This is a genomic window from Desertimonas flava, from assembly GCF_003426815.1.
Lineage (GTDB): Bacteria > Actinomycetota > Acidimicrobiia > Acidimicrobiales > Ilumatobacteraceae > Desertimonas > Desertimonas flava.
Map to the genome: position 1 here is coordinate 1 of NZ_QKYK01000022.1, position 15,742 is coordinate 15,742.

13 protein-coding genes are annotated in these 15,742 nt (G+C 69.9%); 8 read left to right on the forward strand and 5 right to left on the reverse strand.

Going from position 1 to position 15,742, the window contains the following annotated elements; genetic code table 11:
- Nucleotides 1–150: 150 nt before the first annotated feature.
- Entirely contained in the window at nt 151–2,211 is a 2,061-nt protein-coding gene (locus DN771_RS20575) for an acyltransferase family protein (RefSeq protein WP_162942200.1), read from the reverse strand.
- 118 nt (nt 2,212–2,329) lie between these two features.
- Here DN771_RS20575 and DN771_RS20580 point away from each other — a divergent pair, with 118 nt between their 5' ends.
- The 6 genes from DN771_RS20580 to DN771_RS20605 all read left to right on the forward strand — a co-directional run bounded on the left by DN771_RS20580 (nt 2,330) and on the right by DN771_RS20605 (nt 9,706).
- Nucleotides 2,330–3,628, forward strand: a complete 1,299-nt coding sequence (locus tag DN771_RS20580) for a sensor histidine kinase (protein WP_116999444.1) — start codon at nt 2,330–2,332, stop codon at nt 3,626–3,628.
- Between the two features lie 31 nt (nt 3,629–3,659).
- On the forward strand, nt 3,660–4,337 hold the full coding sequence (locus DN771_RS20585) for a response regulator (protein ID WP_227462422.1): 678 nt from the start codon (nt 3,660–3,662) through the stop codon (nt 4,335–4,337).
- A 73-nt stretch (nt 4,338–4,410) separates the two neighbouring features.
- The gene (locus tag DN771_RS20590; protein ID WP_116999445.1) at nt 4,411–5,217 is read left to right on the forward strand and encodes an ABC transporter ATP-binding protein; all 807 of its coding nucleotides are present in this window, start codon (nt 4,411–4,413) and stop codon (nt 5,215–5,217) included.
- Nucleotide 5,218: 1 nt separating this feature from the next.
- A complete protein-coding gene (locus DN771_RS20595; RefSeq protein ID WP_116999446.1) occupies nt 5,219–7,789 on the forward strand; it encodes an ABC transporter permease in 2,571 nt (856 codons plus the stop codon).
- A gap of 77 nt (nt 7,790–7,866) precedes the next feature.
- Nucleotides 7,867–8,745, forward strand: a complete 879-nt coding sequence (locus DN771_RS20600; protein ID WP_116999447.1) for a DNA-formamidopyrimidine glycosylase family protein — start codon at nt 7,867–7,869, stop codon at nt 8,743–8,745.
- Between the two features lie 82 nt (nt 8,746–8,827).
- Nucleotides 8,828–9,706, forward strand: coding sequence for an LLM class F420-dependent oxidoreductase (locus DN771_RS20605; RefSeq protein WP_116999448.1), 879 nt, complete (start codon nt 8,828–8,830; stop codon nt 9,704–9,706).
- Here the strand turns inward: DN771_RS20605 and DN771_RS20610 are convergent, their stop codons facing one another.
- The 3 genes from DN771_RS20610 to DN771_RS20620 all read right to left on the reverse strand — a co-directional run bounded on the left by DN771_RS20610 (nt 9,707) and on the right by DN771_RS20620 (nt 12,614).
- Entirely contained in the window at nt 9,707–11,410 is a 1,704-nt protein-coding gene (locus DN771_RS20610) for a LysM peptidoglycan-binding domain-containing protein (RefSeq protein ID WP_116999449.1), read from the reverse strand.
- A gap of 107 nt (nt 11,411–11,517) precedes the next feature.
- A complete protein-coding gene (locus DN771_RS20615; protein WP_116999450.1) occupies nt 11,518–11,805 on the reverse strand; it encodes a DUF1905 domain-containing protein in 288 nt (95 codons plus the stop codon).
- Nucleotides 11,805–12,614, reverse strand: coding sequence for a TetR/AcrR family transcriptional regulator (locus DN771_RS20620; RefSeq protein WP_162942201.1), 810 nt, complete (start codon nt 12,612–12,614; stop codon nt 11,805–11,807). Before DN771_RS20620 ends, DN771_RS20615 begins: the two co-directional genes overlap by 1 nt.
- Before the next feature lie 221 nt (nt 12,615–12,835).
- Between DN771_RS20620 and DN771_RS20625 the strand changes: the two genes are divergently transcribed.
- Both DN771_RS20625 and DN771_RS20630 read left to right on the forward strand, forming a co-directional pair.
- Nucleotides 12,836–13,783, forward strand: coding sequence for an ATP-binding cassette domain-containing protein (locus DN771_RS20625; protein ID WP_116999452.1), 948 nt, complete (start codon nt 12,836–12,838; stop codon nt 13,781–13,783).
- Nucleotides 13,780–14,634 (forward strand): ABC transporter permease, encoded by an 855-nt coding sequence (locus tag DN771_RS20630; RefSeq protein ID WP_116999453.1) that lies wholly within the window; start codon nt 13,780–13,782, stop codon nt 14,632–14,634. Before DN771_RS20625 ends, DN771_RS20630 begins: the two co-directional genes overlap by 4 nt.
- A 71-nt stretch (nt 14,635–14,705) precedes the next feature.
- On the opposite strand, the gene DN771_RS20635 is transcribed toward DN771_RS20630, so the two are convergent.
- Complete coding sequence (locus tag DN771_RS20635) at nt 14,706–15,638, reverse strand: ABC transporter substrate-binding protein (RefSeq protein ID WP_205528684.1); 933 nt, start codon at nt 15,636–15,638, stop codon at nt 14,706–14,708.
- Between the last annotated feature and the right edge of the window lie 104 nt (nt 15,639–15,742).

Genomic DNA, 15,742 nt, shown 5'->3' on the forward strand with positions numbered 1-15,742 from the left:
GCGGCAACAGAAACAACTGATCACGATCCACCCGCCGATACCCGAACGCCATCACCCGATCATGCCCAACCACACTAAACCCGAGCGCGATAGTCAACAATCAAACCGCAACAGCCTGCCAAGGGCCCATTCCGTACGCACTTCCACCGTTCAGCCCGACGAGGGACTCGGAGCCGTTGGTGACTCCGTGGCCTCGCGGGCCTCGGCGACCTCCCGGATGAGCGGGCCGAGGAACTCCTCGGTCACGTCGATCGCCCCGTCGAGCGTCCAGTGCAGGCCGTCGTCGGTGTCTGGCCGTTCGCCTCGCTCATCGATCCACGCCGGCACGTCGGCCACCGCGGCCCGGTCCGACCATGCGGCGAGACGATCGAGGACGCGCCGGTACGCGGCGAACCGCTCCGGATCGACCGCCCATGCCCCCTCGCCGACGGCGTAGAACCGTGGGATCGGAGGCATCACCCACACGACGTCGCCCGCGCCTGCCCCGACGAACGCGGCGGTGAGCAGCGCGTACGCGTCGAACAGGCGGTCGGCGAATCGGGGATCGGTGATGGCCAGCAGGCCCTCGGCATCGGACCAACGCCGGTCCTCGATGTCGCTCATCGTCACCATCGCCACCACCACGTCCGGCCGCAGTCGCTCGACGGAACCGACGAGCCCCCGGTTCACCTCGAGGCACGCGTCGCGGAACTGGGAGTCCGGCAGCTCGCCGGTCATGTTCAGGCCGCACCCGACGGCGGCGGCCGAAGACACCTGCATCTGGCCCGGGTGGTCGAAGGCGTACTGGATCATTCCCGAGCCGAGGGCGTAGGCAGTCGAATCGCCCACCACCATCACCCGCACCGCCCGGCGGGACACGGGCGGCAGCACGGCATCGGGCGCGACCGGCGGGATGGCGACGGCGGCCACCGTCTCGTCCGCGACGTACGTGTACGAGCCGTCGCGGTCCGGCACCGACGCCACGACGATGGCGACGGCGATGCACGACGCCCCGGCGACGTCGAACGTGCGACGCCAGGCGGCCGCGCCGCGGCCGTACCCGATGCCCCGCCCGCGGCGGATCGGCATCTCGAGGACGCGGAAGGACACCACCGCGATCGTGATCGTGACGGCCAGCCGGACCCCGAACAGGACCACCCGGCTGGTGTCGATCAGACGCTCGTCGACGAGCGTGAACACCGGCCAGTGGAAGAGGTAGACGCCGTAGCTGATGCGGCCGAGCGCCACCAGGGGTCCCCACGACAACGCCGCGCGGACCGGCGAGGGCACCTGGAGGCCGGCGATCACCGCCACCGATGCCAACGAGAAGGCCGGCAGCCAACCGTCGTAGGCCGGACCGCTCCGGGCCGGCCAGGTGATCGCCGCCCATCCGATCACGGCGAGCCCGGCCAGCGCCAGGCCCGGCGCGCCGCGTCCGGACCGGACCGACGCTCCGGGGCGGCGGTGGAACAGGACGACGGCGAGCAGGGCGCCGGACAGGATCTCGGGCAGCCGGGCGGGAGTCGCCAGGTACGTCGCCCCGTCACCGGCCACGGCGGCGATGATGATCGTCGAGATCGTGAACGCGGTGGCGAGAGCGGCCACGACGCCGATGCGACGGGCGGGTCGGGCCCGCAGGACGACCAGGAGGGCGAGCGGCCAGATCCAGTAGAACTGCTCCTCGATGGCCAGCGACCAGTAGTGGTCGAGGGGCGCCCGTTGGCCGGCCACGCGCGCCATCTGGGTGGCGTAGTCCTCGCCGCCGGCCAGGGCGACCCAGTTGTACATCTGAGCGACGGCGGCCCACATGTCCCGGCGGACGTTGGTGATGCCGTCGAACGCCCCGAGATGCGCCGCCACGACCACGCCGGCGATGCAGATGAGGCTCGCCGGCAGCAGGCGGCGCACGCGCCGCGAGTAGAAGGCGACCACGTCGACGCGCCCCGAGCGCTGCCACTCGTGGAGCGCCAGCGACGTGATCAGGTAGCCCGACAGCGTGAAGAAGACCGAGACACCCACGTAGCCGCCAGTCATCCACGAGAACCCGGCGTGAAAGACCAGCACGAGCGACACGGCGACGCCGCGCAGACCGTCGAGTGCCGGCTGGTATCCGAAGTTCCGGCGGGCCTCCGGGTGGTCGCCCACGGCCGCCTCGATCATCCCGGCCGCCGCGCTCGCCGCGGTCGGCTCCGGGCTCGGCACCGGGGAGCCAGGCGCCACCGACAGGTCCACGGCGCCCACAGTACGACGTCGCCGAGACGCTGCTCACCGGCGGGTCCCCCGGAGGTCGGACCGCCGTCCACCCGGCGGCTGACGACGCTGCCGCGCCCCGTCGGTAGCGTCGCGATCGATGTCGAGCATCGTCCCGTGGCGCGATTGGCGGCTGGCGCGATGGATGCGCGAGCACCCGTTCCTCGTCGACGGCGCGCTCGCCGCCGGTGTCGCGTCGATCGCCCTGGTCTCGCACTTCCTGCAGGACGAGACGGACGGACGACAGTTCCGCGATCCATCGTGGTGGACGGTTCCGTTGGTCGTCGTCGCATGCGTGCCGCTGGCGTGGCGGCGGCGGCACACCATCGTGTCGGCGCTGCTCACCGTCGGGCTCCAGATCGTCCTCGACTTCGCCGGCATCAGCGGCCCGGCGTGGGTGGGCGTGGCGATGTCCCTGTACGCCCTCGGATCCCACGCGTCGGGCGCCGCCCGTGTGCGGGCGACGGTGATCATCACCGCGGCCATCACGGCGATCCTCGTGCTCAGCCTGCTGCTCGATCTCGACGGCATCACCGTCGGCGACGCCATCGGCGTCGCCGCGCTGATGGCCGTGTGCTTCCTCGTCGGCGAGCTGATGCGCCGTCGCCGCAACGAGATCGCCGAGCTCGCCGCCCGCGCCGACCGGGCGGAGCACGAACGCGAACTGGTCGTCGGCCAGCGACTGGCCGAGGAACGCACCCGCATCGCCCGCGACCTCCACGACGTCGTCGCCCACTCGGTGAGCGTGATGGTCATTCAGGCCACGGCCGCCAGCCGCAATCTCGAACGCAACCCGTCCGCCACTGCCGAACTGCTCGCCAACATCGAGTCGACGGGACGCCAGACGATGGGAGAGCTCCGCCAGATCCTCGGCGTTCTCCGCGATCCCGCCGTCGGCGACACCCCGGTCCGCACGCCGGTCCTCACCGACATCGACGCCCTCGTGCAGTCGGTCCCCGAGCTCGACGTCCGCCTGGTCAGGTCAGGTTCGTTCGACGACGTCCCCACGGGTGTCGCCCTCTCGGCGTTCCGCGTCGTCCAGGAGGCGCTCACCAACGTCACGCGTCACGCCGGGCCCAACGTCACCGTCGAGGTGATCGTCGACTGCACCCCCGAACGGGTCAACGTCAGCGTCGCCGACGACGGGCGCGGCGCATCCGCCCAGCCGTCCGCTGAGGGCTCCGGGTACGGGCTGATCGGCATGAGCGAACGGGTCGCCGCCTTCGGCGGCCAGCTGCGCACCGGACCGCGACGTGACGGTGGCTGGGAGGTTCGCGCTCACTTCCCGCTCGCCGCGGCCGACCGCCAGGCGCCGCCGACCGACGCGCGCGACGACTCCGGTCGGCGCCAGAACAGCGGGCAGGCCGCGATGAGCCCCCTTGTAGGGTGGCACCGATGAGCGGCGCCGACGATCGTGAGGACCGCCGCCTGTGACGGAACGCCGCGAGACGATCCGCGTCGTCCTCGTCGACGACCAGGCGATGGTGCGCCAGGGACTGCGCATGATCCTCGAAGCCGAAGCGCACATCTCGGTCGTCGGCGAGGCCGGCGACGGGGCCGAGGCGATCGAGCTCGTTCGCCGGGCGCGTCCCCACGTCGTCCTGATGGACGTGCGCATGCCGCGCCTCGACGGCATCGCCGCGTGCGAGCGGATCTGTGCCGCACCCGATCCGCCGCACGTGCTGATGCTCACCACGTTCGATCTCGAGGACTACGTCTATGCGGCCTTGCGCGCCGGCGCCAGCGGCTTCCTCCTGAAGGATGCGCCGGCCGATCAGCTCGTCGAAGCCATCGATGTCGTCGCTCGCGGCGACGCCCTCCTCGCCCCGCAGGTGACTCGCCTCCTCATCGCCGAGGTCGCCAAGCGACCCAACATCAACGGCGACGGCCACAAGTGGCTCGGCACGCTCACCGAGCGCGAGACCGAGGTGCTGCGGCTGATGGCACGCGGCCAGTCGAACACAGAGATCGCCAACAGCCTGATCCTCGGCGAGGCGACGGTGAAGACGCACGTCGGTCGCGTGCTCTCGAAGCTCGGCGCCCGGGACCGGGTGCAGGCGGTCGTGATGGCCTACGAATCCGGACTCGTCGAGCCCGGGTCCACCTGATCCGTCGCCGGGCGGAGGTCGATCAACCGCCAGATGGATGCGGCCACGTCCTGTTCGGCGCAGACTCTTGGGTATGACCGACGAGACTGTGCAGCCGGGCGACTTCGCGCCACCGGCACCCGGAACCCCTCCACCCCCCGCCGCCACCGGCACCGCCGTCGCCGCTGCCGGAGCGATCGACGCCACCAAGCGCTACGGGCGCGGCGAGAGCGAGGTGATCGCCCTCGACAACGTGAGCGTCACGTTCGAGCGCAGCAAGTTCACCGCCATCATGGGCCCGTCCGGCTCGGGCAAGAGCACGCTGATGCACTGCCTCGCCGGTCTCGACTCGCTCACGAGTGGCTCGGTGTTCATCGGCAACACGTACCTCGCCAAGCTCAACGACAAGGAGCTCACCGAGCTGCGCCGCAAGGCGGTCGGGTTCATCTTCCAGGCGTTCAACCTGATCCCCACACTGACCGCCGAGGAGAACATCAAGCTGCCGCTCATGCTCGGCGGCGACAGTGGCGACAAGGCCTGGTTCCAAGAGGTCGTCGACACCGTCGGGCTCGGCACGCGCCTCAAGCACCGCCCGAGCGAGCTGTCGGGCGGCCAGCAGCAGCGCGTCGCCGTCGCACGCGCGCTCAACGCCCGGCCCGACATCATCTTCGCAGACGAGCCGACCGGCAACCTCGACTCCCGCTCGGGTGCCGAGATCCTCGACTTCATGCGACGGGCCGTACGGGAATACGGCCAGACGATCGTCATGGTCACCCACGACCCGGGCGCCGCGTCGTACGCCGACCGAGTCGTCTTCCTCGCCGACGGCCGCATCCGCGACGAGATGCTCGAACCGACCGCCGAACGCGTTCTCGACCGCATCAAGCAGCTCGGGGACTGAGATGAGCAATGCCACGATGCTGCTGGCGCGGCGGAGCATCCGCGCGAGGTTCGGGCGCCTCATCGCCATCTCCATCGCCATCCTGCTCGGCGTCTCGTTCGTCGTCGGAACGTTCGTGCTCGCCGACAGCATGCGCTCGGGCTTCAACGCGCTGATCAACGAGTCCACCGAGAATCTCGACCTCGAGGTCCGCGCCCAGCTGGCGTTCGGCGACACCCTCGACGGCGCTCAGCGTGATCCGATCCCGGCCGATCTGCTCGCCACCGTCGAGGCCACCCCAGGTGTCGACGTCGCCGAGGGCACCATCACGCAGAACGTGACGATCATCGACAAGGACGGCGACGCCGTCATGGTCGGTGGCTCGCCCACGTTCGGGGTCTCGTGGGACGGACCCGACGACTTCAATCCCGTCCGGCTGCTCGAGGGAGAGGCACCCACCGGCCCCGACCAGGTCGCCCTCGACAAGGCGACCGCCGACGACAAGGGCTTCGTGATCGGCGACCCCGTCGACATCGTCACGTCGAGCGGACGTGGCACGTTCACCGTGACGGGGCTCATCGGTCTCGGGGCCAGCGATGGCTACGCCGGCGCGAGCGCTGCGCTCTGGGACACGGAGACGGCCGCGACCCTGCTCGGTCAGCCCGACACGTTCGACACCATCGACCTCCGGGTCGAGGACGGCGTCGACGTCGACACGGTGCAGGCGGCGCTCGTCGACAGCCTGCCCGGCAACGTCGAGGTCGTCACCCGCGACACCCTCCGGGACGAGGCAAAGGACTTCGTCGGATCGTTCATCACCCCGTTCACCACGGGCTTGCTGATCTTCGCCTTCATCACGGCGTTCGTCAGCGCCTTCCTGATCAACAACGTGTTCGCGATCACCATCGGCCAGCGCCTGCGGGAGCTCGCGCTGCTGCGGGCGATCGGTGGGGGCGGCCGACAGGTGCGCCGGCTGATCGTCAGCGAGGCGTTGATCATGTCGCTGGTGGCGACGGTCCTCGGCATCGCCGGAGGTCTCGGTGTCGCCAGATTGATGCTCGGGATCTTCAATGCCGCCGGTGCCGGCTTCCCGGACATGCCGATCGTGCTCAAGCCGCTCGCCATCGTCATGGCCTTCGTCGTCGGCGTCGGCATCACCTTGCTGGCGGTCGTCGTCCCGTCGCGGCGGGCCGCCAAGATCCCTCCCGTGGCCGCCATGCGTCCGGAGCTCGGCTTCGAGTCGCTGAGCGCCAAGCGCCTCGTGGCCGGCACGACGATGGTCGTCGTCGGCGGGCTGGCATTCCTCCTCGGCATCTTCGTCCGTCCCGGCGGCACGCCGGGGATGGTGGCCCTCGCGGGCGGCGGCGCGCTGTTCCTCTTCCTCGGCACGGCCAGCGTCTCGTCGACGATCGCCACACCCGTCACCCGGCTGCTCGGGTGGCCGGTCGGCAAGGTCTACGGGACCCCCGGTCGCCTCGCCCGCGACAACGCCGGTCGCGCCCCGCGGCGCACGTCGGCCACGGCCTCCGCGCTGATGATCGGGGTCGCCCTCGTCAGCGCCTCGGCGGTGTTCGCCGCGTCGATCCGTGAGACGTTCAAGAACCAGATCGACCAGGGCGTCACGGCCGACGTGGTGGTGTCCAGCGACAACTTCACCGGTCTGCCCACGCAGGTCGCCGACACGTTGCGCGAGCTCCCCGAGCTGTCAGCGGTCAGCGGCGCCCGCTTCCTCAACGCCGAGGTGGCGATCCCGGGGCGGGAAACCGAGCAGAAGACGTTCGCCGCCGCCGATGCGTCATCGGCTGGTGACGTGTTCGACTTCGGCGTGGTCGACGGCAGCCTCGACGACTTCGCCGGCGGGATCCTCGTCCACGAGGACGCCGCCGACGAGAACGACCTGGCCGTCGGCGACACGGTGTCGGTGACGTTCAGCAACGACACCACGATCGAGGTGCCCGTCGTCGCCGTGTACTCGCAGGGCAAGGCGCTGTTCGGCAACTGGGTGATGTCCACCGAGCTGATCGACGCCAACAACACGAGCGAGCAGTTCGACTTCCTGATCGGCGCCAAGCTCGCCGACGGTGTGTCGGAGGAGGACGGTGAGGCGGCGATCGATGCCGCGTTGGTCGACTACCCGCAGGCCAACGTCGAGTCGGCCGACGCCTTCCGCGACTCGCAGGCCGCCCAGATCGACCAGCTGCTCGTCATCATCACGGTGCTGCTCGGCCTGTCGATCATCATCGCCGTGCTCGGCATCTCGATCACGCTCGGCCTCGCCGTGTTCGAACGGACCCGGGAGATCGGCCTGATGCGTGCGGTCGGCATGACCAAGCGCCAGACCCGCAAGATGGTCCGCTGGGAGGCGATCATCGTGTCGACGTTCGGCGCCGTGGTCGGCATCGTGCTCGGCACCTTCCTCGGCGTGGTGCTGTCGATGGCCATGCCCGACGAGTTCGTCGACGGCGTCGTGTTCAACGTGCCGGTGATCGTCATCGTGCTCGTCGGCGCCGTCCTCGCCGGGTTGCTCGCCGCGCTGTACCCGTCGTTCAAGGCGTCCCGGATGGACGTGCTCGAGGCCATCAGCACCGAATAGCCAGGTGTCGCCACCGGCTCGGCGGCCGTCGAGCGGTATCCACGAATCTCCCTCGGGCGCGAGCCTACGATTGACCCGTGCCCGAGGGGGACACGATCCACCGCACCGCCGCCGCCCTGCGGACGGCCCTCGTCGACCGCAAGATGGTCCGCTTCGACGCCCCCCGCCTCGTCGGGGTCGTGCCCCGGGCGGGCCGCACCGTCGAGCGGGTCGAGGCCCACGGCAAGCACCTCGAGATCGAGTGGGACGACGGCGTCATCCTCCACACCCACATGCGGCTGTCGGGCGCCTGGCACCTCTACCGCCACGGCGATCCGTGGCGGCGCCCCCACCGCGAGATGCGAGCCGTGATCGAGAACGACACGTGGTCGGCCGTGTGCTTCAACGCTCCGCTCGTCGAGACCTACCGCTCGCCGAACCTCAGTCGGCATCCGGGTCTCGGACGTATCGGCCCCGACCTGTGCCGCGTCGACGCCGACCTCGACCGATGCGTCGAGTCGCTGCTCGCCTACGACGACCCCCGCGCCACCATCGGTGAGGTGCTGCTCGATCAGCGGGTCTTCTGCGGCGTCGGCAACCTGTACCGCTGCGAGGTGCTCTGGGCCTGCGAGCTCAGTCCCTTCGCCCCCGTGTCGAGCCTCCCCGAGACCCTCGGCCGGCGGGTCGTCAACGTCGCCGCCCGCCTCCTGCGCGCCAACCTCACCCACGCCGAACGCATCACGGCGGCCGGCGTCCCCGGCGGCCTCGCCGTCTACGGCCGGACGGGACAGCGCTGCTTCCGCTGTGCCGACACCGTGCATTCCAGGCGTCAGGGCCTGTCGAACCGGGTGCTGTACTGGTGCCCCGGCTGCCAGGTCCGCCACGAGCCGGCCCCGGTCATCGACGACACGCCCACCGACCAGCATCCCGCGGCGCGGCTCTTCCTCGACGAGCTGCGTCACCAGCGGGCGATCTGACGACGGTTCGACCGTCGCCCATCCACGGGGCGATGGTGCTCCGGCAGGGGCCGGCGAGACCCGCTGCTGGCATGCTGGTCCCATGACACCACGAGTCACCGGGACCGGAATCTGGAGCAGCCAGCTGCGCTACGGCGACGCCGCCGAGGCGAAAGCGCACGCTGCCGAGCTCGAAGGGCTCGGGTACTCCACCTTGTGGATTCCCGACGTCGGCGGAGACCTGTTCACGCCGCTCGGCGGATTGCTCGCCGCCACCACGTCCACCACGATCGCCACCGGCATCCTCAACATCTGGATGCACACTGCCGAGGAGACGGCCGCCGAGCACGCCCGGCTGACCGCTGAGCACGGACCACGATTGCTGTTCGGCGTCGGCATCAGCCACCAGCCGCTCATCGACCACGTGAAGGAGTCCGGCACCTACCAGCGACCGCTGGCCACGATGGCGGCCTACCTCGACGGTCTCGACGCGGCGAACCCGCCCCTTGCCGCCGAGGACCGCGTGATCGCCGCCCTCGGCCCGAAGATGCTCGAGCTCGCTCGCACCCGGACGGCCGGCACGCATCCCTATCTGGTCACCCCGGAGCTCACCCAGGCCGCCCGCAACGGCATCGGGCCCGACGGCCTGGTCGCCGTCGAGCAGGGCGTCGTGCTGGACACAGATCCGGAGACGGCGCGCCGCGTCGCCCGCCTCCACCTCGAGCGCTACCTCGGCCTCCCCAACTACTCGAACAACTGGAAGCGCCAGGGCTTCACCAGCGACGACATCGCCGATGGCGGCAGCGACCGTCTCGTCGATGCCCTCGTCGTCTGGGGTGACGACACCGCCATCGCCAAGCGGGTGCAGGAGCACCGAGATGCCGGCGCCGACCACGTCTGCATCCAGGTGCTCACGGCCGATCCGGCGGCGTTCCCGATCGCTCAATGGCGGGAGCTGGCGCCGGCCCTCGTGGCTGAGTAGTCAGAGGATCCGCCGGACGGCGACGATGTTGTTCAGCGACGGGATCGGCCCGATCGAGACCGCCTGGCGGATGCTCCTCGCCTGCACCCACGTGGTCGGGCTCAGCGCGATGCCCACGTGATTGATGATCCCGTCGCCGTCGGTGTCCTGGAAGATCAGGTCGCCGGCTCGGAGCGGCTGGGTTCGGAAGTCCACGGCTCGACCCTGCTGCGCCTGGTGGGCGCTCTGGTGGATCAGGCCGACGCCGATCTGCGCAAAGGCGGCAGTGGTGAGACCCGAGCAGTCGAAGTAGTCCGGGCCGCGGGTGAAGAATCGCCACGGCTTACCCACCTGGGCGATGGCGTAGTTGAGCACCCTGTCGATCGGGTTGAGCTTGGCGCCGGCCGGCAGGTTGATCACCTGGCCGGCCACGATCAGGCTGCTGGATGACATCCCGTTGGCCGCCAGCAGGCTGCGCAGCTCGATGCCGTGCTGCGATGCGATCAGCCCCAGCGAGTCTCCGGGCCGAACGGTGTACCGCGGTCCTCCGCCCGATGCCGGCGCCGTGGTCGGCGGCCGGGTGGTCGTCGTCGGCGGCCGGGTCGTGGTCGTCGGCGGCCGCGTCGTCGGGGGCGGTGTGGTCCCGCGAGCCGGGATCCTCAGCACCTGGCCGGGGACGATGAGGCTGTTGGCGGTCATCTGGTTGGCGGCGAGCAGGGCGGCGAGCGTGACGCCGTGGTTGGCGGCGATGCGGGCGAAGAAGTCGCCGGACCGCACCACATAGGTGGTCGCCGCTCCGGTGCCGCCGCCGCTCGTGCCACCGCCGGTCGAACCACCGCCGGTCGAGCCGCCGCCGGTGCCTGTGCCGGGGATGGTCAGCTGCTGTCCCGGCACGATCAGGCTCGTCGCTCGCAGATTGTTGGCCTGCAACAGCGCGGCGAGGGTGACGCCGTGACGCTGAGCGATCCGTCCCAACGAGTCACCCGCCTTCACCACGTAGGTGCTGCCCGGCCGCGAGCCGCCACCGGTCGAGCCGCCACCGGTCGAGCCGCCGCCGGTGCCTGTGCCGGGGATGGTCAGCTGCTGTCCCGGCAGGATCAGGCTCGTCGCTCGCAGATTGTTGGCCTGCAACAGCGCTGTCAGGGTCACCCCGTGACGCTGAGCGATCCGTCCCAACGAGTCGCCCGCCTTGACCACGTAGGTGGTACCCGCCCGCGAGCCGCCACCGGTCGAGCCACCCGCTGTCGAGCCGCCCCCGGTCGAGCCGCCCCCTGTCGAGCCGCCGCCGGTGCCTGTGCCCGGGATGGTCAGCTGCTGTCCCGGCACGATCAGGCTCGTCGCTCGCAGATTGTTGGCCTGCAACAGCGCTGTCAGGGTCACCCCGTGACGCTGAGCGATCCGTCCCAACGAGTCACCCGCCTTCACCACGTAGGTGGTACCCGCCCGCGAGCCACCCCCGGTCGAGCCGCCACCACTCGAGCCGCCCGTTCCCGGAACGAGCAGCCGCTGGCCCGGGTGGATGACGCTCCGGACGGTGAGGTTGTTGAGCCGCAGGAGGTCGTCGAGCGCGACGTCGAGCCGGGCGGCGATGACACCGAGCGAGTCGCCGGACCGCACGACGTAGGTGTCGGCGGCCGAGGCGCTCCCGCTCACGGCGGCGATCGTCCCGGTGAGGGCGGTCGTGGCGATCAGGCTGATGGCAAGCAGGCGTCCGAGGCGGGTCACATAGCCTCATCGGCATATTGCGTCGGATCTATAGCGCGAACTTTCCACGCGGCTTGAAAAGTGCGTCCGGCCCCGACGCGTCCCCCATCGTCGGGCGGTGCTAGTGACTAGGTGTCGAGTTCGAGATGGATCGCGACCTCGTCGCCGAGGGCGAGCCCCTCGGCTCGCCGGACGGCCACCTTGATCGGGACGAGGTACATGTCACCCTTCGGGAACAGCGAGGTGGTGAACTCGGTCCGCCCGATGCGGGCCCGGACCGGAATGGCGCCCCAGCCGTAGGTGACCATCGAGGACACCGCCTCGATCGCCGCGCTCTGCTCTTCGGGAACCTCCACGAAGTGGAACGGCGCCGGCCCTCGCCAGTGGATGATCTCCCCGCTGAAGTGCAGGTCCATCAGCGATCGAACCCGTCGAGGAGACGCTCCAGGTTGCGGTGGAAGCGCCCGGTGTCGGCCATCACCTCGCCGAGCTCCTTGAGCACCCGGGGCAGCCCGAACTGGTCGCGGATGGCGCGCAGGGTCGGGTAGTTGCCGCCGGCGAGCAGCCCGTTCATGTAAGCGAGCATGTCCTTGTCGTACTCGGTGGCCGCCGGTCCGTTGGAGCGGGCGAAGAAGCAGTAGCCGAACACGTACTCGTCGACGGCCGTGATCAGCTCGACGCGCTCGGCGAACGTGCCCCCGTACGACTCGACGGCGCGCAACGACTGCTCGAAGTGCTTGGCGCCGTTGGGACCGGGCGCCGGGTCGATGTGGATGTCGAGGGCCCAGGGATGCCGCTGCCACGAGATGCGGGACCGGTCGGCGATCAGCATGATCGCCCGTCGCCAGTCCGACGGCAACTCCTGGTCGGGGATCAGCAATTCGGCCATCACGGCGTCGTGCAACAGGGCCAGCAGCTCGTCCTTGGTGCGCACGTAGTGATACAGCGTCATCGTCCCCGACCCGAGCTCGGTGGCCAACCGGCGCATCGAGAGCGCCTCGAAACCTTCCGTGTCGGCGATGCGCAGGGCGGCGGCGGCGATGTCGTCGCGCGAGAACCGGGGTTTGCGGGACCCCGGCTCGGCGCGCATCCAGAGGTCGAGCGAGGCGAGCCTCGCCGACACGTCGTCGAGGCGCGAGGCCTTGGCGGCGAGCTTGGCGGCCACCTGCTCGGCCTTGGTGGCCGCCCGGTCGAGGGCCGCCGCCTTGCGTTCGAGCTTGTCCATCGCGGCGTCCACGTTGGGGCGCGACGGACGTCCTGCGTGCGGCGCACGCGGTGCACTCTGCCGACCCGACGGCCGACGGTTCGTCGGCTGGTCGCGACGGGGTCTTGACATGCGTACACTGTACCACTAACACTGTTCGTACTATGTACGATCAACTGGTACGCGGTACGTCGAGCGTCGACGTCACCGACTCTCCAAGGCCCGGTGGTGATTCGGCTGATATGGCTGCTGCGCATGCCGGCGTCCACGCCAGCGGCCTGGGCAAGCGCTTCGGTGACCTCTGGGCGCTTCGCGATCTCCACATCGACGCCGCTCCCGGGACCGTCCTCGGCCTCCTCGGTCACAATGGCGCCGGCAAGACCACGGCGATCCGCGTGCTCACCACGCTTGCCCGCCCCACCGAGGGCCGTGCGACCGTCGCCGGCTACGACGTCGAGCGGTTCCCGGCCCTCGTGCGCAGCAACATCGGTGTGGCCTCGCAGCAGGCGACGGTCGACGGCCTGCTCGACGCGCGTCTCAACCTCGAACTGATCGGCCGGCTGCACCGGCTCTCGCGAACCGACGCCCGCCGACGCGCCGACGAGCTGATCGAGCGCTTCGCTCTCACCGACGCCGCCGATCGGCTGGTGAAGACCTTCTCGGGCGGTATGCGCCGCCGCATCGATCTCGCCGCCTGCCTCGTCGCCACGCCGCAGGTGCTCTTCCTCGACGAGCCGACCACCGGGCTCGACCCGCGCAGCCGGGAGGATCTGTGGGACATGCTGCGCGAGCTCGTCGCCGACGGCACCACGGTGATCCTCACCACGCAGTACCTCGAGGAGGCCGACCGCCTGGCCGACGACATCGTCGTCCTCGACCATGGGCGCACCGTCGCCCACGGCTCACCCGAGCAACTGAAGCGGCAGATCGGCGACGACCGCATCATCGTCACGGTCGCCCTCGCCGAGGAGCTGTCGCTCGCCGCCTCCGTGCTGAGCCGGTTCGCCACCGGAGATCTCACGATGGACGCACGGGCGCTCACCGTCACCGCGTCCACCACGTCCGACACCAGCCTCGTCGAGGTGGTGCGGGCACTCGACGCCAACGGCGTCTACGTCGCCGATCTCACGCGGCGCCAGTCCACTCTCGACGACGTCTTCTTGAGTCTCACCGAGTCGGAGCACCGATGAACACCGCAGTCCTCAGCCTCGATCCCGTCACCGAGCCGACCTCGGATCGGCGCAGCACGATCGGCGCCTTCGCCCGGGACTCGCTCGTCTTCGCCCGGCGCAACGTCGAGCACATCCGCCAGATCCCCGAGAAGCTGATGGACGTCACGCTGCAGCCGTTGATGTTCGTGCTGCTCTTCGCCTACGTCTTCGGCGGGGCCATCCACGTCGAGGGCGGCAACTATCGCGAGTACCTCATCGGCGGGATCCTCATCCAGGGCCTGGCGTTCGGCCTGATGGGACCAGCGGTGTCCATCGCCACCGATCTCGACGAGGGGGTCATCGACCGCTTCCGGTCGCTGCCGGCGAGCCGGGCGGCGTACCTCGCCGGCCACTACCTGGCCGAGATGGCCGGCAGCGTGCTGTCGATCGCCATCCTGATCGGTGCTGGCGCTGCCGTCGGATGGCGGGCCCACACGAGCCCGCTGGAGATCGCCTCGGCCGTTGCCCTGCTGCTCGTGTTCGCCACGGCGATGATCTGGATCGGCACGTGGATCGGCATGATCGTCCGCTCCCCCGACAGCGCCCAGGGCATCGTGTTCGTCGGCGTCTTCCCGCTCACGTTCCTGTCCAGCGCGTTCGTGCCAATCGCCTCGATGCCGAACGCGTTGCAGTGGGTCGCGTCGTGGAACCCGGTCAGCGCTCTGGTGGCCGGCGTGCGCGAGCTGTTCGGCAACCCGCTCGCCCCGGTGACCAAGGAGGTCTGGCCGATGCAGCATCCGGTCGCGGCGTCGTGGATGTACTGTGCGCTACTCCTCGCCGTGGCCGTTCCGGCCGCGCTGCACCGGTTCGGCCAGCGCACGTCGGACTGAAGCGACCTCGCGGTTGGTGCCAGATCAGGGGGCTCGAGGATGGCCATCCGTCCACCTTGCAGCTGCCCTCGTCAGGCGTCGAAGAACTCGACCAGCTGCGCGAGCATTGCCACCATGCCCGTGACGCCGGCGGCGCCGAACGCGAGCTGCGGGTCGGCTTCGAGCACCTGGCCGTTCTGGAAGCCGGGCAACGCCTGGACGAGTGGATCGGACTGCAAGGCGCGGTAGCCGGCGTCGGCTTCCCCGGACAGGTTGACGAACGAGATCACGTGCTCGCCTGAAGCCAGGCCGATCTGCTCCATGCTGACGAAGTTCACCTCGTTGTCGTCGGGATCGAGAGGCAACTCGTCCTCGATCGGAATCACCGACCCGCCGAGCCGCTCGGCGAACGCCGCGTACAGATTCTGCTCGCGGTAGATGCGGATGTCGTCCGGGGCGAACAAGCCGATGATCGAGACCGTGCCCGGGGCCTCCGTCGTCGCAGCGGCGGCGTCGAGCGAGGCCTCGAACTCGTCGACCAGCGCCTGCGCCTCCTCGCCGAGGCCGAGCGCCTCGCCGATCGTGACGGCATTCGCCAGCGGGTCGGCGAAGTTCCACGCCAGCCCGATCGTCGGGGCGAGTTCGGCGAGCTTGTCCTCGGTCTCGGCCATGTCCCGCACGTTGCCGATGATCAGGTCGGGCTCGAGCAAGGCGATCTGTTCCAGGTTCGGCCCGTCGGTCGAGTCGATCGGCTCGACCCCCGCCGCTTCGGCGGCGTCGGCGATCAACGGGTGGAACGGCTCACCGAACAACCAGGTCGCGTCCAGCGCACCCACCGGCTCGACGCCGAGCTCGAGCATGAAGGCCAGCGTCCCGCGACGGTCGACCACGACGATGCGCTGCGGATCGACGGGCACCTGCGACGTCCCGAGTTCGTGGGTGACCGTTCGCATGTCATCGCCGTCCGACGGCTGGGTGTTCCCGGACGACGCATCGACCGCCGACGGTGCAACTGCGGCAGCCATCGCCAACAGAGCACTGACCGAACGCCTTGAACATCTGTGCTTAACATTGCGCATTAAGCATGCATACCACATGACCCCACCAGTGCGACAGTGCCGTACTCGAG